Origin of the sequence: Ralstonia sp. ASV6 (genome assembly GCF_016429285.1) — a bacterium.
GTDB classification, from domain to species: Bacteria; Pseudomonadota; Gammaproteobacteria; order Burkholderiales; family Burkholderiaceae; genus Ralstonia; species Ralstonia flaminis.
Genome location: NZ_JAELUI010000103.1, coordinates 1 through 19966 on the forward strand (window position 1 = coordinate 1; position 19966 = coordinate 19966).

The following is a 19966-nucleotide window of genomic DNA, read 5'->3' on the forward strand; positions in this document are numbered from 1 at the left end:
GCCGCTAGAGCGCTGCCCCCTCCCTCATCGACGTCATGACCACCCTCGCCTCCGTCGTTTCCTGCCTGCCCGATTACGATCCGAACGCGCTGCCGGTCGCGCAGGCGCAAGCCATCATGCGCGACTTCGTGCAGCCCATCAGCGGCTTTGCACGGGTACCGATCCGCAGCGCGCTCGACCGTGTCCTGGCCGAAGATGTGCTGTCGTCCATCGACGTGCCTTCGCATGACAACTCGGCGATGGACGGCTTCGCCTTTGCCAGCGCCGAACTCTCACAGGGCACAGGCGACGTGTCGTTGCGCGTGATCGGCACGGCGTACGCCGGTGTTGCATTCGATGGGGCTCCCGGCGCGGGCGAAGCCGTACGCGTCATGACCGGTGCGGTGATGCCTGCCGGCTGCGATACGGTGATCCCGCAGGAATTCACCCAGGGCGACGCAAACAACGTCCGCTTTGCTCGCGACGCCGTGCGCACCGGCGACAACCGCCGCCTGCGTGGCGAAGACCTCGCCCGGGGCAGCGCAGCGCTGGCGGCCGGCCGCATCCTCCGCCCAGCCGATATCGGTTTGCTCGCCTCGCTTGGCATCGCCGAAGTGGCAGTGCGTCGCAAGCTGCGCGTGGCGTTCTTCTCCACCGGCGACGAGCTGCGCTCCATCGGCGAACCACTCGACGCCGGCTGCGTATACGACTCGAATCGCTACACGCTGCACGGCATGCTCTCGCGCCTAGGCGTGGAGTTGATCGACATGGGCGTCGTGCGCGACGACCCGGCCGCGCTCGAAGCCGCCTTCCGCACCGCCACCGAGAACGCCGACGCGATCATCACCTCAGGCGGCGTGTCCGTCGGCGAGGCCGATTTCACCAAACAGATGATGGCCAAGCTCGGCGACGTGACGTTCTGGAAGATCGCCATGCGCCCAGGCCGACCCATGGCCTTCGGGCGCATTGCGTCCAACGGCCGCAGCGCCTTCCTGTTTGGTCTGCCGGGCAACCCGGTGGCGGTCATGGTGACGTTCTATCACTTCGTGCGCGGCGCCCTGCTGCGCATGATGGGCGCAACGGAATCAGGCACGCTGCTGGTACCGGCCGTGAGCGTGGCGCCAATCCGCAAGCGCCCCGGCCGCACGGAGTATCAGCGCGCCATTGCTGCGCTGAACGATCGCGGCCAGCTCGAAGTCCGCCTGACCGGCCAGCAAGGCTCGGGCGTGCTGCGGTCCATGAGTGAGGCGAACTGCTTCGTGGTGCTCGCACACGAGCAGGGCCAGGTGAACGCGGGGGATGCCGTACAGATCCTGCTGTTCGATGGGCTAATCTGAGACCTGAGACCTGTGTCGTCTGACATATTGTCGTTGCAGGCAGGCCCCATCACAGTGCGAGCGTGGCGCTCACGGCGCCTCGTGCTTAAAGCAAGGCTGCATATTGTCGGTTTTTTGCGTCACCCTCAGGGCGCGGGTATCGGCGAGTCGGTCGATTCGCTACACTTTGCGCCAGTTTGAATGATTAGAGCTTGCGTGACGCCATGATGAAAAGGGAGATTGTCTACCTCCACCCCGCCCACACCGCGCGTGCGCTGGTGCTGGTGTACCTATGTTTCTCGCTCCCGATCGTCGGGCTGGTCTTCTTTACCGGCTTTGTCCGCACGGGTGAACTCCCGGCCATTGCCATTCTGAGCGGTTTGCTCCTCAACGCGCTCATCGGTTTTGGCGCGCTCTGGCTTGGCTGCCACGCGTATAACTGGGTCGCCGCACGCTTTGGCGGCATCGAGATCGCATTGCGCGATGTACCGGAAGAAGCTTGACCCGGGCGAAGACGGATAAAAGAAGGGGCGGAAATTTCCGCCCCTTTTCTTTTGCTGATGCCGTTGGCTTATTCTGCCTCGACCTCGTCATCCGATGGTGCGGCTGACTCCAAACCCAATACGCTCTGCGCAGATTCGCTCGGCAGCGCCTCCACCGCCTTGAGTTTGCGATTCATCTGGCGCGTACGCACCTCGGCCTGCTCGATGTTGCTGACCGCGCGCTCCAGCGTCTTCTTGGTCGCGGCCAGCACATCGCCGAACTTGCCGAACTCGCTCTTCACCGCGCCCAGCACCTGCCAGACCTCGCTGGAACGCTTCTCCAGTGCCAGCGTGCGGAAACCCATCTGCAGACTGTTGAGGATGGCCGTGAGTGTGGTCGGCCCCGCGACTGTCACGCGGAACTTGCGCTGCAACTCATCCGTCAGGCCCGGACGGCGCAGCACTTCAGCATAGAGTCCTTCGGTGGGCAGGAAGAGAATCGCAAAATCCGTCGTCGCTGGCGGCGCGATGTACTTCTCATGAATGGTCTGCGCTTCCTTGCGCACTGCCACCTCAAGCTCGCGGCTGGCAGTAGCGGCGGCCTCCGCATCGGCGCGTTCCTGCGCGTCGAGCAGGCGCTCGTACTGCTCCTTCGGGAACTTGGCGTCGATGGGCAACCAGACCGTGGCGTCACGATCCGCATCGGTCTTGCCGGGCAGGCGGATGGCAAATTCAACGCGTGCGCCGGTGCCACGCACGGTTTCGACGTTCTTGTCGTACTGCTCAGGCGTGAGCATCTGCTCCAGCAGCATTTCAAGCTGGACTTCGCCCCAGGTACCGCGCGTCTTCACGTTGGTCAGCACCTTCTTCAGGTCGCCTACGCCTTGCGCCAGCGCCTGCATTTCGCCCAACCCACGGTGCACCTGCTCCAACCGGTCGGACACCAGCTTGAACGATTCACCCAGGCGCTGCTCCAGCGTTGCATGCAGCTTTTCGTCAACGGTGCGGCGCATCTCATCAAGCTTGGTCGCGTTGTTGGCCTCGATGTCCTTGAGCTTTTGCTCCAGCGTGGCACGCACCTCAGCCAGGCGACGCTCGTTGCCCTCGCCCAGTTGGGCGAGCTGCTGTTGCATCGCCTCGCCAAAGCGGCGCAGCGCGTTGCCCTGCTCCTCGCGCGCTTGTTGGGCCTGCTGCTGCAGGCTCTGGCGCACGGCTTCCAACTGCTGGGTGTTCGTCTCCGTCAACTTGGTGAGCTGCTGGGCGAACGTGTCGATCTGATTGTTCTGCAGCGTGGCGACGCTGGTGAGCTGCGTCGCCAGCACCTGCTGGAACTGCCCCAGCTGTTGCGTGATGTCGCTGCGGCCGATACGTGCCGACTCGCCAATCTCGCCGCGCAACTCGCGCTCGATGCGTTCATTGCCGCGCGCAAGCTCATCGCGTAGCGCCGCAAGCATCGGCGACACATCATTTGCAGCCGGGCGCGAGACGCCTCGCCAGATCAGTACACACAGCACGGCCACAATGGCCACGCCAAACAGCGTCAGTAAAGCCAACCAATCCATAAGGGCGTTCAGTTCGATCAGGAAGCGGCGCGCTGCACAGCCAGCGCGTCCGGGTTCAACAGGTTGGGCGGCTGGCCCGCATGCGGGCCGAAACCAAGGGCCGCAATCAGGTTGTCAGCGGCCATGTTGGCCATGCCCAGGCGCGTGCCCAACGTGGCGCTGGCAATGTGCGGCGTGAGCGCGACATGCTCGGCCTCCAACAGCGCCGGATGCACGTTCGGCTCGCCTTCGTACACATCGAGGCCGGCCGCGAAGATGCGCTTCTCTGCCAGTGCCTGCGCCAGCGCTGCATCGTCAACGATGCCACCGCGCGCGAGGTTGACCAGTGTGGCGGTGGGTTTCATCTGCGCCAGCTCGGCCGCGCCAATCGCGTGATGGCTTTCCTTGGAATACGGCAACACCAGCACAAGGTGATCGGCCTGCTTCAGCAGCGCCTCTTTACTGACGTACGTGGCACGTGTGTCCTGCTCGATCTCGGGCGCGAGCCGGCTGCGGTTGTGATAGATCACGCGCATCGAGAAACCGCTCGCGCGCCGCGCCAGCGCCTGCCCGATACGGCCCATGCCGAGAATGCCCAGCGTGCTGCCGTATACCTCGGCGCCAAGGAACATGTCGTACGTCCAGCGCTTCCACTGCCCAGCACGCAACCAGTGCTCGGACTCAGGCACGCGGCGGGCGGCCGCCATTAGCAGTGCCCAGCCAAAGTCCGCTGTCGTCTCGGCCAGGATGTCCGGCGTGTTGGTGGCGAGGATGCCTGCGCGCGTCATCGCAACCAGATCGAAGTTGTTGTAGCCAACCGCCATGTTGCACACCGCGCGCAGCGTCGGTACACGGCTGATCAAGTCGGCGTTGATGGTGTCGGCGGCGTTGGACAACAGCCCCACGCGGCCCTGCAGGCGCTCGGCCAGGGCTTCGGGCGGATAGACGACGTCCGCCTGGTTGTCGATCACGTCGAAGGTTTCGCGCAGGCGCTCCAGCACTTCGGGAAACATCGCGCGGGTGACAAGGATTCCGGGTTTCATACGCTCAGCACACGTTCGGTTAGCGGAAGAAAACGAAGGTCATCAGCCCAAAGATCGGCACCAGAATGCCCACCGACCACAACATGTAGCCGAAGAAACTCGGCATCTGCAGGCCACGGCTCTCGGCAATGGCCTTGACCATCAGGTTGGGCGCGTTGCCGATGTAGGTGTTCGCGCCCATGAACACGGCCGCAGCCGAAATGGCCGCCAGCGTGGAGGCGCCCTCGGTCATCAGCATCTTGGCGTCGCCGCCGGCAGTATTGAAAAACACGAGATACGTCGGCGCGTTGTCGAGGAAGGACGACAGCAACCCCGTTGCCCAGAAGTACATCGCGTTGTTCGGCTGCCCGGCGCTGTCGTTGACGAGGCGAACGATCATCGCGAACGGACCGTCCACCCCCGCCTTGAGCATGGCGATGACCGGCCCAATGGTGATGAAGATCCCGGCGAACAACTTGGCGACTTCCAGGATCGGCTCCCAGTTGAATTCGTTGCCGGCGCGCGCGCTGCCGGGCGTGAGCCAAAGCGAGAGCAAGGCGATGCAGACCAGACCGATGTCACGCACCACGTTCTGCAGCAACACCTCGGTGCCCATCACGTTGAAGACGATGCCGGGCTTCCACAACCCGCTCATCAGCACGAGGCCCAGGATGCCGGCCAGCAGGATGAAGTTGACGTTGCCCTCGAAGCGCAGCGGGCCCGCCTCGTCGGGTGTGGCATCGGTGATGTTGGGCAGTTCTTCCTTGCCCGTGTGATAGAAGTAGCTGTCGACAGCAAAGAAGATCGCCAGGAGCAGCACCCACATCATCAGCGTCTCGCGCCAGAGGTACTTGGCAGTCCAGAAAAAATCGACGCCCTGCAGGAAACCGAGGAACAACGGCGGATCACCCAGCGGCGTCAATGCCCCACCCGCGTTAGCCACCAGAAAGATAAAGAACACGACAACGTGCGCTCGGTGCCGGCGCGCCTCATTGGCGCGCAGCAGTGGCCGGATCAGCAGCATGGCCGCCCCGGTCGTGCCCATGATGCTGGCGAGAACCGTGCCCAGCCCGATGAGGCCCGTATTCAGTTTTGGGGTGCCGTGAATATTGCCGCGAATGCAGATACCGCCAGCCACCACGTACAGTGCGGCGATCAGCGCGATGAACGGAATGTACTCCCCAAGCGCGGCGTGGATGACCGAGGCAACGGCGGACTCACCGCCAAAGCCGATACCGAATGGCACCAGAAACGCCAGCGCCCATGCTGCTGCAATCTTGCCGTAGTGGTCATGCCAAAGCTTGGGCGCCACCAGCGGTGCGATGGCAATCGACAGCAGGATGCCGGCAAACGGAGCGCCCCACCACAACGACAGCTCGGCGCCACTCACGTCGGCGGCACGCGCCAGGCCACAGAAAAACAGGAAGGCAAGGGGCCAGAGGCGTTTCACGTAGACGTTCTCCTAAGCATTGGCGCGCCGCAAAGTTACGCGCCACACGAACAAAGACGCCAGTGTAAACGCCTAGGGGCGGTTACCCGATGAAACGTACACACATGTTTGACAGGACCGCCTGGGCAAACCCAGGTATCAGGCGCCTGTCACGACAATGACGTGCACGCGGTACGGGCCGTGCGCGCCGAGCACGATGGTCTGCTCGATATCGCCCGTGCGGGAGGGCCCACTGATGACGTTGGTCGCGCGCGGCAATTCGCCCCGCTCCGAGCGCATCAACGTGTAGGCATCCTCCAGGTGGGCGACGATGCGCGACTGCGGCACCACGGCGATATGCGTCTCGGGCAGCAACGCGGCAGAGGCCACGTTTTCCGGCCCCGACAGCAGCATCAACGAGCCAGTCTCGGCAATCGCGCAGAAGCAGCCGGTAATGCCAACGAGGTCACCGTGGTCATGGTCGGCTTGTGGCTCGCGCACCGGCGGACGGAATTCGACCGTGACGCCAGCGGCCGCCCAGTCGAGCGATTGCAGCGTAGTCCAAGCGACGGCGCGCGGTGCAAGGTTCAAGCTGGACAGATAACGCGCCGCAGCCGCTGGCACGTCAGCCAGCGTGGCAACAGACTCCAGCGTGGAGGCCATCTTCAGTGCCTGCTCGGCAAAGTGCGTAGCGAGGTCTTCGGGCATCGGCGGACGCGGGCCAGCTGGATGGCGCGCAATATAGTCCGCCACAGCGTCGCGCTCGCCTTGCGTAGGTTGCTCCGGACGATGTTGCGCGTTGCGGATGCGCGCAAAAATGGCGTCGCGTGCGCGGGTCGTATCGAGCGGATCAACAGGATCCTGCGCGGGGGAATCGGCTCGTGTGGTCATATCCGGAGCGGCTGGCGTGGGATCGGTCGATTATACGAGCCGGTCAACGCCAAACCGCACAACGCCGCTGAAACTTATTGGGCGATCGCGTGAACCTTATTGCACGCCAAACACCTGCTTGAGATACGTAAGATAAGCGGGATCGTCGCACATGGTCTTCTCGGGCGCGTCCGATAGCTTGGCCACCGGCTGGCCATTGCAGCGGACCATCTTGATGACGATCTGCAGCGGCGTGTAGCCCAGGTCGTTGGTCAGGTTGGTCCCCACGCCGAACGCCAGCTTGCAGCGGCCATGAAAACGCTCATACAGAGCGATGACCTTGGGCATATCCAGGCTGTCGGAGAAGATCAGCGCCTTCGATTTGGGCTCGGCGCGCATGTCGTCGTAATGCTTGAGCATGCGCTCGCCCCATTCGAACGGGTCGCCGGAATCATGGCGCACGCCATCGAAGAGCTTGCAGAAGAACATGTCGAAATCGCGCAGGAAGGCGTCAAAGCCGTAGGTGTCCGACAGCGCGATACCGAGGTCGCCGCGATACTCCTTGGCCCACGTCTCCAGCGCAAAGGTCTGCGAATCGCGCAGGCGCGGGCCCAGCGCCTGGCAGGCCTGCAGGTATTCATGCGCCATGGTGCCCAGCGGCGTCATGCCGTGCTTCATGGCGAAGTAGACGTTGCTGGTGCCGGCGTATTGGGCGCCGAGCTGCGCGCGTGTCTCCAGCAGCACATGCTCATGCCAGGTGTGTGAAAAGCGGCGGCGTGTGCCGTAGTCGGCGATACGGCAGTCTTCCAGGCCGGGGCGCATCAGCGAGCCCAGCTTGTTGGTCAGGCGGCGCTTGCCTTCGTCCCATTGCGGGTGACTCTGCGTGCGGCTAAAGAACACCTCGTTTACGATGGCCAGCACCGGCACCTCAAACATGATGGTGTGCAGCCACGGCCCGGCGATGACAATCTCGATCTGCCCGTCGCTGCCGGCGCCATTGGTCGATGCAGGGCGCACCTCGATGTACTTCTCGTTCAGGTGGAACAGGCCGAGAAAATCGACGAAATCGCTTTTGATGAAGCGCAGGCCGCGCAGGTAATCCAGTTCCGCCTCGGTAAAGCGCAGCGTGCAGAGATGGCGGATTTCGGCGCGGATCTCCTCGATGAACGGCACCAGGTCAACGCCCGTGTTGCGGCACTTAAAGCGGTATTCAACGTGCGCACCAGGAAAGTGATGCAGCACCACCTGCATCATGGTGAACTTGTACAGATCGGTATCGAGCAGCGAGTGGATGATCATCGGGTAGTGCCAAAAACCACGTGGATTGGCCGCCATGCTAACCGAAGCCCGCCCAAGCGCCCGCCTCCATCACAGAAATCCCGCACGGGATGCCGGAAAAGGCCGGTTTCACCCACCCGCGCGGGCTGGGAACCCCTTGATTCCGCTATAATTTCCGGTTTCCGACCGGATTTTTGCACCATGGAAGCAGAACGCCTCAATGCCATCCAGAACACGTTGGCCGACCTGAAGACGCGCGCCGACGAACTTCGGAGGTATCTTTGACTACGACGTCAAATCTGAACGTCTAGTTGAAGTCGACAAAGAGCTCGAAAACCCGGAGGTCTGGAACGACCCCAAACGTGCCCAGGATCTGGGCCGCGAGAAGAAATCGCTCGAGGGCGTAGTCCACACGCTGACCAAGCTCGACGAAGACCTCAATGGCGGCGCCGAGCTGTTCGAGCTGGCCCGCGAAGAGGGCGACGACGACACCATCGAGGCCGTCGAGGCTGACACCGCAGGCATGCGCGCCATTGTCGAAGACATGGAGTTCCGCCGCATGTTCTCGGGCAAGATGGACGCCGCCAACTGCTTCATCGACATCCAGGCCGGTGCCGGCGGCACCGAAGCGTGCGACTGGGCATCGATGCTGCTGCGCCAGTATTTGAAGTACTGCGAACGCAAGGGCTTCAAGACCGAAGTGCTGGAAGAGTCCGAAGGCGACGTTGCCGGTATCAAGAGCGCGTCGATCAAGGTCGAGGGCGAATACGCATTCGGCTTCCTGCGCACGGAAACTGGCGTGCACCGCCTGGTGCGCAAGTCGCCGTTCGATTCGGCGGGTGGTCGCCACACGTCGTTCTCGTCGATCTTCGTGTACCCGGAAGTGGATGACTCGATCGAGATCGAAGTCAACCCGGCGGACCTGCGTGTCGACACGTACCGTGCATCGGGCGCGGGTGGTCAGCACATCAACAAGACCGATTCGGCCGTGCGGATCACGCACATCCCGACGGGCATCGTCGTGCAGTGCCAGAACGACCGCTCGCAGCACCGCAACCGCGCCGAGGCGATGACGATGCTGAAGTCGCGCCTGTACGAGCACGAACTGCGCAAGCGCCAGGCCGAAGCCGACGCGCAAGAAGCCGCCAAAACGGACGTGGGCTGGGGCCACCAGATCCGCTCCTACGTGCTGGACCAGAGCCGCATCAAGGATCTGCGCACCAACGTGGAAATCTCTAACACGCAGAAGGTGCTGGACGGCGATCTCGATGCCTTTATCGAGGCCAGCCTGAAGCAAGGCGTATAAGCACGTAACGGAGCCGATCATCATGGCCGACACGTCCCTGTTCATCCTGACCGGTGCCTCGCGCGGCCTGGGCGCCGCGCTGGCCCAGGCGCTGATGCAGCCGGGAAATCGCCTCATCTGCGTGGCGCGCGGTGACAACGCTGAGTTGCGCGCGCAGGCGGCTGCCGCTGGCGTTGCGCTCGACTGGTACCAACTCGATCTGTCCGACGCGCACGCCGCCGAGGCCTGGATGACCAAGACGCTGGCCGCGCTGCCCGCCCACAAGAACGTGACGCTGGTACTCAACGCCGGCGCAGTCGAACCGATCGGCACCATCGACACGCTGCGTGCAGACACGCTGCTATCGCATCTGCAATTGAACCTGGCCGGCCCGATGGCGCTGACCGCTGCCCTGCTACGCGGCACCGCCGCGTGGAATGCACAGCGCCGCGTGCTGGCGATCTCGTCGGGCGCTGCGCGCCGGCCGATCGCCGGCTGGGCTGCGTACTGCACGGGCAAGGCCGGGCTCGACATGTTCGTGCGCGCGCTCAACGCCGACGGCGACGCCAGCGTGCGCGCCGTGGCGCTGGCCCCGGGCGTGATCGACACCGATATGCAACGCACCATCCGTGGCGCGGACTTTGCCGGCGTGCAGCGCTTCCGCGATCTGCACGCACATGGCGAGCTGGTCTCGCCGCAAGACGCCGCCATGCGCATCGCCGCCTACCTCGTCCGCCCCGATTTTGGCGCGACCGAGCTAGACGACCTGCGCAACCACGCCTGACACGACTTTCCTCTCATCACCACCATGACCGAACAGAACAACCCGGCCGAATCGAACGCCGCGCCCGCGCAGGATGACAACAAGATCATCGCCGAGCGCCGCGAGAAGCTGGCAGAGATCCGCCAGCAAGGCGTCGCCTTCCCCAACGATTTCCGCCCGACGCACCACGCTGCCGACCTGCAAGCCAAGTACCGCGAGCTAGAACAGACCGCGCTGGAAGCCGAGCCGGTGCAGGTAGCCGTGGCCGGCCGCATGATGCTCAAGCGCGTGATGGGCAAGGCCAGCTTTGCCACCGTGCAGGACGCCACCGACCGCATCCAGTTCTACATCAGCCGCGACGCGGTGGGCGAAGACGTCTACGCCAGCTTCAAGAAGTGGGACCTGGGCGACATCGTGGCCGCCCGCGGCACGCTGATGAAGACCAAGACCGGCGAACTGTCGGTGGCGGTGACGGAACTGCGCCTGCTCTCCAAGAGCCTGCGTCCGCTGCCGGGCGACTACTACGGCCTGGCCGACCAGGAGCAAAAGTACCGCCAGCGCTATGTCGACCTGATCGTCTCGAAGGAGACGCGCGACACCTTCCGCGCCCGCACCAAGGCCATGGCCTCGCTGCGCAACTTCATGGCCGGCAACGGCTTCATGGAGGTGGAGACGCCGATGCTGCACCCGATTCCGGGCGGCGCCGCAGCCAAGCCGTTCATCACGCACCACAACGCGCTGGACATGCAGATGTTCCTGCGCATCGCGCCGGAGCTCTACCTCAAGCGCCTGATCGTGGGCGGCTTTGAGCGCGTGTACGAGATCAACCGCAACTTCCGTAACGAAGGGGTGAGCCCGCGCCACAACCCCGAGTTCACGATGATGGAGTTCTACGCGGCCTACACGGACTACCGCTGGCTGATGGACTTCACCGAGAACCTGATCCGCCAGGCCGCCATCGACGCTTCGGGCACCGCTACCCTGACCTACCAGGGCCGTGAGCTGGATCTGGCCAAGCCGTTCCATCGCCTGACGATCTGCCAGGCCATCCAGAAATACGCGCCGCAATACACCGACGCGCAACTGGCTGATGTCGACTTCCTGCGCGCCGAACTCAAGAAGTTCAAGATCGATACCAACGCGCCGCAGTTCCTGAACGCCGGTGTGGGCACGCTGCAGCTCGTGCTGTTTGAGGAGACGGCAGAGTCGCAACTGTGGGAGCCGACCTTCATCATCGACTACCCGGTGGAAGTGTCGCCGCTGGCGCGCGGCTCCGACACGCTGCCGGGCATCACAGAGCGCTTCGAGCTGTTCATCACCGGCCGCGAAATCGCCAATGGCTTCTCCGAGCTGAACGACCCGGAAGACCAGGCCGAGCGCTTCCGCAAGCAAGTCGAGCAGAAGGATGCCGGTGACGAAGAAGCCATGTTCTACGACGCGGATTACATCCGCGCGCTGGAATACGGCATGCCCCCGACCGGCGGCTGCGGCATCGGTATCGACCGCTTGGTCATGCTGCTGACCGACAGCCCGAACATCCGCGACGTGATCCTCTTCCCGCACCTGCGCCGCGAAGACTGACCGTCCGGTTGTCCTGACTGAAAAAACGCCCCTTCGAGGGCGTTTTTTCTTGACCACACGAGGCGAAAATCCCGCGCCTCCCCCGCGATTTGTAACATCCCCCTGGCTTCACAATGTGTAGCAATGATCGCTAAGTCACTGATTTTTCATAACAAAGCCGAGCTACAGATGCTTACAAATTAAAACGGCATCCATTTGGGCGATAGACCACACTGTGATCATCGAAGGGCCAAAGCGATCACCAACGATCATGGCCGCAGGAGAACGATGATGAACAACAACATTCAACCGAACCAAGGTCAACCGTACGGCGGCACGTCGCCGGGCCAAGTCACCCCGACGCCCAATTCGCGCCGTATGCACCCGCTGATGACCACGGCCGCCGTTGCCGTAATCATCGCCAGCCTGACGGCAGTGGCTGCCATCACCGGCGTGCTGCCGACATCGAAGGCCACGCAGGGCAGCACGGATCCGAACGTCGCCGCACAATCGGCCACGGCAACGCCGGGCGCTTCCGCGCCGCTGGCCCTGGCAGCACCGGGCCAGACGACCCAGCCGAATCAGGCGGCGCCCTACCCTACCCAGAACGTGGCGCCAGCCCCGGCACGGGCGCGTGAGCCCTCTTATGCTGAACGTGCTCCGTCGACCAGCCCGAGCTATGCGCAAACGCAGCCACGCCAGTCGGCAAGCCCCTACGCCGGCCGCGTGACATCAATCACACCCATCACCACGCAAGGCAAGGAAACCGGCCTCGGCGCGATCGGTGGTGCCGTGGTGGGTGGCCTGCTGGGCAACCAAGTGGGCCGCGGCAATGGCCGCACGTTGGCCACGGTTGCCGGTGCGCTGGGTGGCGGTTACGCCGGCCACGTGGCAGAAAACCACTACAGCCGCGATACGCAATACCGCGTGAACGTGCACATGGACAACGGCACAAACCGCAGCTTCACCTACAAGGCTGCGCCGGGCTTCCAGTCGGGTGACCGCGTGCACATCGAGAACGGCACGCTGGTAGCAGGCTGATTCGCCGCTACCTCCGCGCCAAAAGAAAACCGGCCTTTCGGGCCGGTTTTTTCATGCGTGCGCGTTATATGAACGACGCGCTTACTCCGCCTCGTCAATCCATGCTTGCTGGATCGCTTCCAGGAATTTCTCGCCACCACGCTTGTGGTCGTCGTCAAACCCGTCCAGGCCGACCACCTTGTTGTGCAGATCGACAAAGTTCAGTTTCGTCGGGTCGACGTCGGGGTAGGTGTCGTACAGCGCTTCCGCGATCTGCTGGATGTCGTTCCATTTCATGATGGGTGCTCCCTTCCACCACCGGCCACGCGGCTCAGTGGTTTTCCTTGGCGTGGTTGATGGTGTACTTCGGGATCTCGATGGTGAGGTCTTCGTCCGTCACCTTGGCCTGGCACGACAGGCGCGAGTTCGGCTCCAGGCCCCAGGCCTTGTCGAGCAGGTCTTCTTCCTTCTCGGTGGCTTCGTCCAGCGAGTTGAAGCCCTCACGCACGATCACGTGGCAGGTGGTGCAGGCACACGACTTTTCGCAGGCGTGCTCGATCTCGATATCCGCGCCCAGCAGTGCGTCGCAGATGGTTGTGCCGGTCTTGGCTTCGATCACGGCCCCTTCCGGGCAGTATTCGACGTGAGGAAGGACAACGATTTGGGGCATGAAGAAACTCGTTCGATGGGTGTGTTGGGTGACGCAATCGGCAATCAGCCGAGCTCCTCGATACGTTTGCCGGCCAGCGCGCGGCGGATGCCGCGGTCCATGCGGCGCGCGGCGAACTCGTCGGTGGCGTGCGACAGCGCATCCACGGCGTCCTTGATGGCGCGGTGATCCTCGCCCTGGATGGTGGTGCGTAGCGCGGCGATTTCAGTGTCGATGGCGGCGCGTTCGTCAGCCGAAAGCAGATCGCCGTCGGCCTCCAACGCATGCGTCAGTGCTTCGAGCAGGCGTTCGCCTTCGACGCGCTCTTCGGCCAGCGCGCGGCGGCGCATGTCGTCTTCTGCAGACTGGAAGCCCTCTTGCAGCATGCGGGCGATGTCGTCATCGCCCAGGCCATACGACGGCTTCACGATAATCGATGCTTCCACGCCAGAGACCGTCTCGCGTGCGGAGACCGACAGCAGGCCATCGGCGTCCACCTGATACGTCACGCGGATGCGCGCCGCGCCCGCCACCATCGGCGGAATGCCACGCAGCTCGAAGCGCGCCAGCGAGCGGCAATCGCTCGCCAGTTCGCGCTCGCCCTGCAGCACGCGAATCGCCATGGCCGTCTGGCCATCCTTGAAGGTGGTGAATTCCTGTGCGCGCGCCACGGGAATCGTGCTGTTGCGCGGGATGATCTTCTCGACCAGACCGCCCATCGTTTCAACGCCCAACGACAGCGGGATCACGTCGAGCAGCAGCCAGTCTTCGCCCGGTGCGCGGTTGCCGGCCAGCAGGTTGGCCTGCATGGCCGCGCCGATGGCGACCACCTGATCCGGGTCGAGGTTGGTGAGCGGCGTACGGCCGAACAGTTGGCCCACGGCACGGCGGATGATGGGCATGCGGGTCGCGCCGCCCACCAGCACCACGCCCTTGACCTCGTCCACGGTGACGCCCGCGTCGCGCAGCGCACGGCGCACCGGCCCCAGCGTCTTCTGCACGAGATTGGCGGTCAGCTCGGCGAAGGTCTCGGCGCTCAGCACGAGGTGCACGGTCTCGCCTGTGGAGAGCATCGCGTCGATCTCGGTGCTGTCGGCGGTGGAGAGCCATTCCTTGGCGGCGCGTGCCTTGTTCAGCAGCAGCCGCGTGTCTTCGGCCGACAGCGGCTGCAGGCCGGCTTGCTCGACGATCCAGCAGACGATGCGCTGGTCGAAGTCATCACCACCCAGCGCCGAGTCGCCGCCGGTGGACATCACCTCGAACACGCCCTTGGTGAGCTTGAGCACGGAGATATCAAACGTGCCCCCACCCAGGTCGTACACGGCGTAGACACCCTCGGCCGCGTTGTCCAGGCCATAGGCAATGGCGGCAGCGGTCGGCTCGTTCAGCAGGCGCAGCACGTTCAGGCCGGCCAGCTTGGCGGCGTCCTTGGTGGCTTGACGCTGTGCGTCGTCAAAGTACGCCGGCACAGTAATCACCGCCCCAACCAGCTCGTCGCCGAGTGTGTCTTCCGCGCGCTGGCGCAGCGTGGCAAGAATCTCCGCCGACACTTCCACCGGGCTCTTCACACCGGCCACGGTCTTCAACTGCACCATGCCGGGCGCGTCGACAAAGTCGTAGGGGGTGTTCTCGATGTGGGCGACGTCCTTCAGGCCGCGACCCATGAAGCGCTTGACCGAGATGATGGTGTTCTTCGGATCGCGCACGGCTTCGGCCTGGGCCTTGTAGCCGATATGTGCGCCGCCGGCGGGCAGATAGCGCACCACGGATGGCAGCAGCGGGCGGCCCTGATCATCGGGCAACACTTCCGGCACGCTGCTGCGCACGGAGGCGACCAGCGAGTTGGTGGTGCCCAGGTCGATGCCTACCGCCAGACGGCGCTGGTGCGGTGCGGGCGATTCGCCGGGTTCGGAAATCTGCAGTAAAGCCATGGGATGTCTCGATTGCGCGGAAGTCGCAGGATGCCGGCCTCGGCAACCCGCCATTGTCGCAAATTCTGTGTTTTAGTCGTCCAGCCGGTCGATTGCCTCGGCAGTGTCGCGCTCGATCTTTTCAATGAACATCAACTGGCGGACGGCATCTGCGGCACCGGCGCTGTTGCCGTCACCATTGAGCAACCCTGCCAGCGCTGCGTAGCGCATGCGCTTTTCCTTGCGCAGCATGCCGAGCAATGCATCCAGCGCATCAACGTCACGCGCTGCTTTGGCGTCGCCCAGCGATTCACGCCACTCCATCTGCTGCATCAGAAACGCGGGCGGCAAGGCGGTGTTGTTCTCTGCCTGCACGTCGATGCCCTTCAAATGCAGCAAATAGGTGGCGCGCTTGAGCGGATCACGCAGCGTCTGATACGCCTCGTTGGCGCGCGTGGCCCATTGCATGGCAACGCGGCGCTCGGCGTCGCCTGCGTGCGCGTAACGATCAGGATGCGCCTGCGATTGCACGGTGCGGTACGCAGCGTTCAACGCGTCTTCGTTGACCTCGAAATCCTCGGGCAAACCGAACAAGGAGAAATGCGTATCGCTGACGTTCATGAATAAAAAAAGCGGCTGCGCCGCCGTTGTGTTGCTTACGCGATCGGCTCGCCCCGATCGCACTTCAGGCACTCCACCACCACGCCGATCTTGCTGGCGCGCCCCGCTTCGGTTTCAGTCCAGGGCCGTTGCTGCCAGGGCGGATCGTGGCGCATATGTTGCCCGTGCCCGCAAGCGAGACGGGCGACCCAGTGGCCTTCCTCGTCCCGCTCAAAACCGACAATCGCCTGCTTCAACTCACTCGGCCGCGCATGCTCACACGCGGAACGACTCGCCGCAACCGCACTCGTCCTTCACGTTCGGGTTATTGAAGCGGAAGCCTTCATTCAGCCCTTCGCGCGCGAAGTCCAGCTCGGTGCCATCGATATACGGCAGGCTCTTCGGATCGACGATCACCTTGATGCCGTTGGATTCGAACACCTGGTCTTCTGCGGCAATCTCGTCCGCATATTCGAGCTTGTAGGCCAGGCCCGAGCAACCCGTAGTCTTCACGCCCAGGCGCAGGCCCACGCCTTTGCCACGGCGGGCAAGGTAGCGGGAAACATGCTGCGCGGCCTTGTCGGTCAGGGTGATCATGCTGCGTCCTTTCTATTGATGCTGGATGCGCGGCTTAAGCAGCCTTCTGCTCGGCGGTGCCGTGCTTTTCCTTGTAGTCGGCCACGGCCGCCTTGATGGCATCTTCGGCCAGGATCGAGCAGTGGATCTTCACCGGCGGCAGCGCCAGTTCTTCTGCGATCTGCGTGTTGCGGATCTCCAGCGCCTGATCCAGCGTCTTGCCCTTGACCCACTCCGTCACCAGCGACGACGAAGCGATGGCCGAGCCGCAGCCGTAGGTCTTGAACTTGGCGTCTTCAATCACGCCTTGCTCGTTCACCTTGATCTGCAGCTTCATCACATCGCCGCAGGCCGGTGCGCCGACCATGCCGGTGCCGACCGTGTCGTCGCCCTTCTCGAAAGAGCCGACGTTGCGCGGGTTTTCGTAGTGATCCAGAACCTGGTTGCTGTAAGACATTTCACACCTCTTTCAATCGTTGGCTGGCGCGAGAGGCGCCGCTATCCGTTATCCGTCAAACGCCGCGCTTAGTGCGCCGCCCATTGAATGCTGTTCAGATCCACGCCGTCCTTGTACATCTCCCACAGCGGAGACAGGTCGCGCAGCTTGCCGATCTTGCTCTTGAGCAGTTCGATCACGTAGTCGACTTCTTCTTCCGTGGTGAAGCGGCCCACCGTGAAGCGGATCGAGCTGTGGGCCAACTCGTCGTTGCGGCCCAGGGCACGCAGCACATACGACGGCTCCAGCGAGGCCGATGTGCACGCTGAACCCGACGACACGGCCACGTCCTTGATCGCCATGATCAGCGACTCACCTTCCACAAAGTTGAAGCTGATGTTCAGGTTGTGTGGCACACGGTGTTCCATGTCGCCGTTCACGTAGACCTCTTCCATCGTGTTCAGGCCGCGGTACAGGCGATCACGCAGCATGCGGACGCGCTCGTTCTCGGTCGCCATTTCTTCTTTGGCGATGCGGAACGCCTCACCCATGCCGACGATCTGGTGCGTAGCCAGCGTGCCCGAACGCATGCCACGCTCGTGACCGCCGCCGTGCATCTGCGCTTCGATACGGATACGCGGCTTGCGGCGCACGTACAGCGCGCCGATGCCCTTCGGGCCATACGTCTTGTGCGCCGAGAACGACATCAGGTCGACCTTCAGCTTCTGCAGGTCAATGCCCACCTTGCCCGTGGCCTGTGCGGCATCCACGTGGAAGATCACACCCTTCTCACGGCAGATCTCGCCGAGTTGCTCGATGTCCTGGATGACGCCGATCTCGTTGTTCACCATCATCACGGAAGCAAGGATGGTATCGGGGCGGATGGCCTGCTTGAAGACCTCGATGTCGATCAGGCCGTTGTCCTTCACATCCAGGTACGTGACTTCAAAGCCTTGGCGCTCCAGCTCACGCGTCGTGTCGAGCACGGCCTTGTGCTCGGTCTTGACGGTGATGATGTGCTTGCCCTTGCTGCTGTAGAAGTTGGCCGCGCCCTTGATCGCCAGGTTGTCGGACTCGGTGGCGCCCGACGTCCACACGATCTCGCGCGGGTCAGCGTTCACCAGCGCGGCGACCTGCTCGCGCGCGGTCTCGACGGCCTTCTCGGCTTCCCAGCCAAACGGATGGCTGCGCGAGGCCGGATTGCCGAAGCTCTCACGCAGGTACGGGATCATCTTGTCGACCACGCGCGGATCCACCGGCGTCGTCGCGGAATAGTCCATGTAGATGGGAAGTTGCAGGTTGCTCATATCTTGTCTGCCTTGTGTGGGGGGCGATGTTCTACATGTGGGGCTGGCGTCGTGGCCAGACCTCACGCTGACGCAATCACGACTGCGCCAGACTGAAAACGGAGTTGACCAGCGGCGCACGCTTGACCGGCTCGGCGGCCACCGATGTGGCCGGCGCATCAACGGCGCGGGCACGGGCCGGCGACCGTTCACGACGTGCAGGACGCGCTTCACGCATGTCCTGAATCACTTCGGGCTGACGTTCGCGCTGCTGGTCGACCAGGTTCTGCAGCGACACCGAATCGAGGTACTCGACCATCTTCTGGTTGAGCGTGGCCCACAGGTCGTGCGTCATGCAGCGACCGTGCCCGGGGTGCCCAGCATGATCCTCGCCACCGCAATTGCCCTTGCCGCCGCACTGGGTGGCATCAAGGGGCTCATCCACGGCGATGATGATGTCGGCAACCGTGACGTCATCTGCGCGGCGCGCGAGGCTGTAGCCGCCGCCCGGGCCACGCACGCTCTCCACGATCTCGTGGCGGCGCAGTTTGCCGAACAGCTGCTCAAGGTACGACAGCGAAATCTTCTGACGCTGGCTGATGCCAGCCAGCGTGACCGGACCCTGCTCTTGGCGCAGCGCCAAGTCAATCATGGCGGTGACCGCAAAGCGGCCCTTAGTGGTCAATCTCATGGCGTCGGGGAAATACCTGATCGTTTTGCTCAAGTATAAAGGAACCCGACAAAATCGGTCAACTAAGGTGTCGGGGGATTCCGCGTCGCAGCAAGGGGATTTGCTGATCCCACCTCGGTGGGCAACCACGCGGCAGGCCGTATTGTGGACTAAAACAATCAACCACATCGGGTAGGGCTATCTCACCGCTCCTGCACTGCACCTTGCTAGCGCGATGCGCGAAGCTGAGCCACTGCGGGTTTTTCCTTATGCAGTAGACAACCTAAATTCATTGACTTTTGCTACGCGCCCGTCGAGACTGTTAAATGCGCAAACGTTTGCGAATGACGCGGCGCGATTGCCCTTAGGATTGGCTTACGATTCCTCAGGCAACGACAACCGCCTCCACCCCAGCCCCAGACAGGCCCCCTTCCTGGAGGAGACACCATGGATATCCGCCGTCGCCGCGCCCTGCAAATTGGCGCGGGCTCTGCTGTAGCCCTTGCCCTGCCCCTGCCGCTCATCCTCCAATCCTCGCTGGCGCGCGCCGCCAATCAGCCACCCAAGGTGGCACTGGTGATGAAGTCGCTGGCCAACGAGTTCTTCCTGACCATGGAGAACGGCGCACGGGCCCATCAGAAGGCCCACGCCTCGGAGTACACGCTGCTGACCAACGGCATCCGCGACGAAACCGATACCGGCGGCCAGATCCGCCTGGTCGAGCAGATGATCGTCGCGCGCGTGGATGCACTGGTGCTGGCGCCGGCCGATTCCAAGGCGATGGTGCCCGTGGTCAAGAAGGCAGTGGACGCGGGCATCCTCGTCATCAATATCGACAACCGGCTGGACCCGGCCGCACTCAAGGAAAAGGGCCTGAACGTGCCCTTCGTGGGCCCGGATAACCGCAAGGGTGCGCGCCTGGTCGGTGACTTCGTCGCCAAGGGGCTCAAGCCGGGCGACGAGGTGGGCATCATCGAAGGCATTCCGACCACCACCAACGCCCAGCAGCGCACCGCCGGCTTCAAGGACGCTGCCGAGGCCGCCAAGCTGAAGATCGCCAGCGTGCAATCGGGCGAGTGGGAAATCGACAAGGGCAACAAGGTGGCCGCCGCCATGCTGCGTGCACAGCCGGACCTCAAGGCTCTGCTGTGCGGCAACGACAACATGGCAATCGGCGCCGTATCGGCCGTGCGTGCGGCGGGCAAGCTGGGCAAGGTACTGATTGGCGGCTACGACAACATCGACGCCATCAAGGCCATGCTCGCCGATGGGCGCGTGGTGGCCACGGCAGACC

21 protein-coding genes are annotated in these 19966 nt (G+C 63.4%); 7 read left to right on the forward strand and 14 right to left on the reverse strand.

All coding sequences use genetic code 11. The features are described 5' to 3' along the window. Nucleotides 1-35: 35 nt before the first annotated feature. Both glp and JHD73_RS19210 read left to right on the forward strand, forming a co-directional pair. A complete protein-coding gene (gene glp, locus JHD73_RS19205; RefSeq protein ID WP_199031827.1) occupies nucleotides 36-1316 on the forward strand; it encodes a gephyrin-like molybdotransferase Glp in 1281 nt (426 codons plus the stop codon). A gap of 203 nt (nucleotides 1317-1519) precedes the next feature. Then, nucleotides 1520-1798 carry a membrane protein gene (locus JHD73_RS19210; RefSeq protein ID WP_021195388.1) on the forward strand — a complete coding sequence of 93 codons (279 nt, stop codon included), beginning with the start codon at nucleotides 1520-1522 and terminating at the stop codon, nucleotides 1796-1798. 68 nt (nucleotides 1799-1866) lie between these two features. Here JHD73_RS19210 and JHD73_RS19215 read toward each other — a convergent pair whose 3' ends face one another. The 5 genes from JHD73_RS19215 to pncB form a co-directional block, all read right to left on the reverse strand. Next, the gene (locus JHD73_RS19215) at nucleotides 1867-3339 is read right to left on the reverse strand and encodes a DNA recombination protein RmuC (RefSeq protein WP_199031828.1); all 1473 of its coding nucleotides are present in this window, start codon (nucleotides 3337-3339) and stop codon (nucleotides 1867-1869) included. A gap of 17 nt (nucleotides 3340-3356) precedes the next feature. Then, nucleotides 3357-4361 (reverse strand): D-glycerate dehydrogenase, encoded by a 1005-nt coding sequence (locus tag JHD73_RS19220; protein WP_199031829.1) that lies wholly within the window; start codon nucleotides 4359-4361, stop codon nucleotides 3357-3359. 19 nt (nucleotides 4362-4380) lie between these two features. Beyond that, on the reverse strand, nucleotides 4381-5790 hold the full coding sequence (locus tag JHD73_RS19225; protein WP_199031830.1) for a sodium:proton antiporter: 1410 nt from the start codon (nucleotides 5788-5790) through the stop codon (nucleotides 4381-4383). Nucleotides 5791-5928: 138 nt separating this feature from the next. After that, nucleotides 5929-6660: a lactate utilization protein C gene (locus JHD73_RS19230; RefSeq protein WP_199031831.1), complete on the reverse strand. Its 732-nt coding sequence runs from the start codon at nucleotides 6658-6660 to the stop codon at nucleotides 5929-5931. A 96-nt stretch (nucleotides 6661-6756) separates the two neighbouring features. Then, entirely contained in the window at nucleotides 6757-7938 is a 1182-nt protein-coding gene (gene pncB, locus JHD73_RS19235) for a nicotinate phosphoribosyltransferase (protein WP_199031844.1), read from the reverse strand. A gap of 180 nt (nucleotides 7939-8118) precedes the next feature. Here pncB and prfB point away from each other — a divergent pair. From prfB to JHD73_RS19255, 4 genes are all read left to right on the forward strand, one after another. Continuing rightward, nucleotides 8119-9223 (forward strand): peptide chain release factor 2 gene (prfB, locus tag JHD73_RS19240; RefSeq protein WP_199031832.1). Its coding sequence is split into 2 segments (ribosomal slippage): nucleotides 8119-8199 and nucleotides 8201-9223, totalling 1104 coding nucleotides; the frame shifts between segments, so codons are not numbered across the junction. Nucleotides 9224-9245: 22 nt separating this feature from the next. Beyond that, nucleotides 9246-9986, forward strand: coding sequence for an SDR family oxidoreductase (locus JHD73_RS19245; RefSeq protein ID WP_199031833.1), 741 nt, complete (start codon nucleotides 9246-9248; stop codon nucleotides 9984-9986). 24 nt (nucleotides 9987-10010) lie between these two features. After that, nucleotides 10011-11546, forward strand: coding sequence for a lysine--tRNA ligase (lysS, locus tag JHD73_RS19250; RefSeq protein WP_199031834.1), 1536 nt, complete (start codon nucleotides 10011-10013; stop codon nucleotides 11544-11546). A 270-nt stretch (nucleotides 11547-11816) separates the two neighbouring features. After that, nucleotides 11817-12566 carry a glycine zipper 2TM domain-containing protein gene (locus JHD73_RS19255; protein WP_199031845.1) on the forward strand — a complete coding sequence of 250 codons (750 nt, stop codon included), beginning with the start codon at nucleotides 11817-11819 and terminating at the stop codon, nucleotides 12564-12566. 81 nt (nucleotides 12567-12647) lie between these two features. Here the strand turns inward: JHD73_RS19255 and iscX are convergent, their stop codons facing one another. The 9 genes from iscX to iscR form a co-directional block, all read right to left on the reverse strand. After that, on the reverse strand, nucleotides 12648-12842 hold the full coding sequence (gene iscX / locus JHD73_RS19260) for a Fe-S cluster assembly protein IscX (protein ID WP_199031835.1): 195 nt from the start codon (nucleotides 12840-12842) through the stop codon (nucleotides 12648-12650). A gap of 34 nt (nucleotides 12843-12876) precedes the next feature. Beyond that, nucleotides 12877-13215 carry an ISC system 2Fe-2S type ferredoxin gene (gene fdx, locus JHD73_RS19265; RefSeq protein WP_199031836.1) on the reverse strand — a complete coding sequence of 113 codons (339 nt, stop codon included), beginning with the start codon at nucleotides 13213-13215 and terminating at the stop codon, nucleotides 12877-12879. A 44-nt stretch (nucleotides 13216-13259) separates the two neighbouring features. After that, a complete protein-coding gene (hscA, locus tag JHD73_RS19270; protein ID WP_199031837.1) occupies nucleotides 13260-15125 on the reverse strand; it encodes a Fe-S protein assembly chaperone HscA in 1866 nt (621 codons plus the stop codon). A 72-nt stretch (nucleotides 15126-15197) separates the two neighbouring features. Continuing rightward, nucleotides 15198-15725, reverse strand: coding sequence for a Fe-S protein assembly co-chaperone HscB (gene hscB / locus JHD73_RS19275; RefSeq protein WP_199031838.1), 528 nt, complete (start codon nucleotides 15723-15725; stop codon nucleotides 15198-15200). Nucleotides 15726-15760: 35 nt separating this feature from the next. After that, the gene (locus JHD73_RS19280; protein WP_199031839.1) at nucleotides 15761-15961 is read right to left on the reverse strand and encodes a DUF3565 domain-containing protein; all 201 of its coding nucleotides are present in this window, start codon (nucleotides 15959-15961) and stop codon (nucleotides 15761-15763) included. A gap of 19 nt (nucleotides 15962-15980) precedes the next feature. Next, entirely contained in the window at nucleotides 15981-16301 is a 321-nt protein-coding gene (gene iscA, locus JHD73_RS19285; protein ID WP_199031840.1) for an iron-sulfur cluster assembly protein IscA, read from the reverse strand. Between the two features lie 34 nt (nucleotides 16302-16335). Continuing rightward, nucleotides 16336-16737, reverse strand: coding sequence for a Fe-S cluster assembly scaffold IscU (gene iscU / locus JHD73_RS19290; RefSeq protein ID WP_064804064.1), 402 nt, complete (start codon nucleotides 16735-16737; stop codon nucleotides 16336-16338). A gap of 68 nt (nucleotides 16738-16805) precedes the next feature. Further along, a complete protein-coding gene (locus tag JHD73_RS19295) occupies nucleotides 16806-18023 on the reverse strand; it encodes an IscS subfamily cysteine desulfurase (protein WP_199031841.1) in 1218 nt (405 codons plus the stop codon). 76 nt (nucleotides 18024-18099) lie between these two features. Next, complete coding sequence (gene iscR / locus JHD73_RS19300) at nucleotides 18100-18693, reverse strand: Fe-S cluster assembly transcriptional regulator IscR (RefSeq protein ID WP_199031842.1); 594 nt, start codon at nucleotides 18691-18693, stop codon at nucleotides 18100-18102. A 426-nt stretch (nucleotides 18694-19119) separates the two neighbouring features. Between iscR and JHD73_RS19305 the strand changes: the two genes are divergently transcribed. After that, on the forward strand, nucleotides 19120-19966 hold an 847-nt coding region (locus tag JHD73_RS19305), incomplete at its 3' end, for a sugar ABC transporter substrate-binding protein (RefSeq protein WP_199031843.1).

What these genes read in the sequence shown, in the direction of transcription:
- hscB (WP_199031838.1), bottom strand. Translation starts at nt 15,725, where the DNA reads ATGAACGTCAGCGATACGCATTTCTCCTTGTTCGGTTTGCCCGAGGAT.
- hscA (WP_199031837.1), bottom strand. Translation starts at nt 15,125, where the DNA reads ATGGCTTTACTGCAGATTTCCGAACCCGGCGAATCGCCCGCACCGCAC.
- JHD73_RS19230 (WP_199031831.1), bottom strand. Translation starts at nt 6,660, where the DNA reads ATGACCACACGAGCCGATTCCCCCGCGCAGGATCCTGTTGATCCGCTC.
- JHD73_RS19210 (WP_021195388.1), top strand. Translation starts at nt 1,520, where the DNA reads ATGATGAAAAGGGAGATTGTCTACCTCCACCCCGCCCACACCGCGCGT.
- iscU (WP_064804064.1), bottom strand. Translation starts at nt 16,737, where the DNA reads ATGTCTTACAGCAACCAGGTTCTGGATCACTACGAAAACCCGCGCAAC.
- pncB (WP_199031844.1), bottom strand. Translation starts at nt 7,938, where the DNA reads ATGATCATCCACTCGCTGCTCGATACCGATCTGTACAAGTTCACCATG.
- glp (WP_199031827.1), top strand. Translation starts at nt 36, where the DNA reads ATGACCACCCTCGCCTCCGTCGTTTCCTGCCTGCCCGATTACGATCCG.
- iscA (WP_199031840.1), bottom strand. Translation starts at nt 16,301, where the DNA reads ATGATCACCCTGACCGACAAGGCCGCGCAGCATGTTTCCCGCTACCTT.
- iscR (WP_199031842.1), bottom strand. Translation starts at nt 18,693, where the DNA reads ATGAGATTGACCACTAAGGGCCGCTTTGCGGTCACCGCCATGATTGAC.
- JHD73_RS19245 (WP_199031833.1), top strand. Translation starts at nt 9,246, where the DNA reads ATGGCCGACACGTCCCTGTTCATCCTGACCGGTGCCTCGCGCGGCCTG.
- lysS (WP_199031834.1), top strand. Translation starts at nt 10,011, where the DNA reads ATGACCGAACAGAACAACCCGGCCGAATCGAACGCCGCGCCCGCGCAG.
- iscX (WP_199031835.1), bottom strand. Translation starts at nt 12,842, where the DNA reads ATGAAATGGAACGACATCCAGCAGATCGCGGAAGCGCTGTACGACACC.
- JHD73_RS19295 (WP_199031841.1), bottom strand. Translation starts at nt 18,023, where the DNA reads ATGAGCAACCTGCAACTTCCCATCTACATGGACTATTCCGCGACGACG.
- JHD73_RS19215 (WP_199031828.1), bottom strand. Translation starts at nt 3,339, where the DNA reads ATGGATTGGTTGGCTTTACTGACGCTGTTTGGCGTGGCCATTGTGGCC.
- fdx (WP_199031836.1), bottom strand. Translation starts at nt 13,215, where the DNA reads ATGCCCCAAATCGTTGTCCTTCCTCACGTCGAATACTGCCCGGAAGGG.
- JHD73_RS19255 (WP_199031845.1), top strand. Translation starts at nt 11,817, where the DNA reads ATGAACAACAACATTCAACCGAACCAAGGTCAACCGTACGGCGGCACG.
- JHD73_RS19220 (WP_199031829.1), bottom strand. Translation starts at nt 4,361, where the DNA reads ATGAAACCCGGAATCCTTGTCACCCGCGCGATGTTTCCCGAAGTGCTG.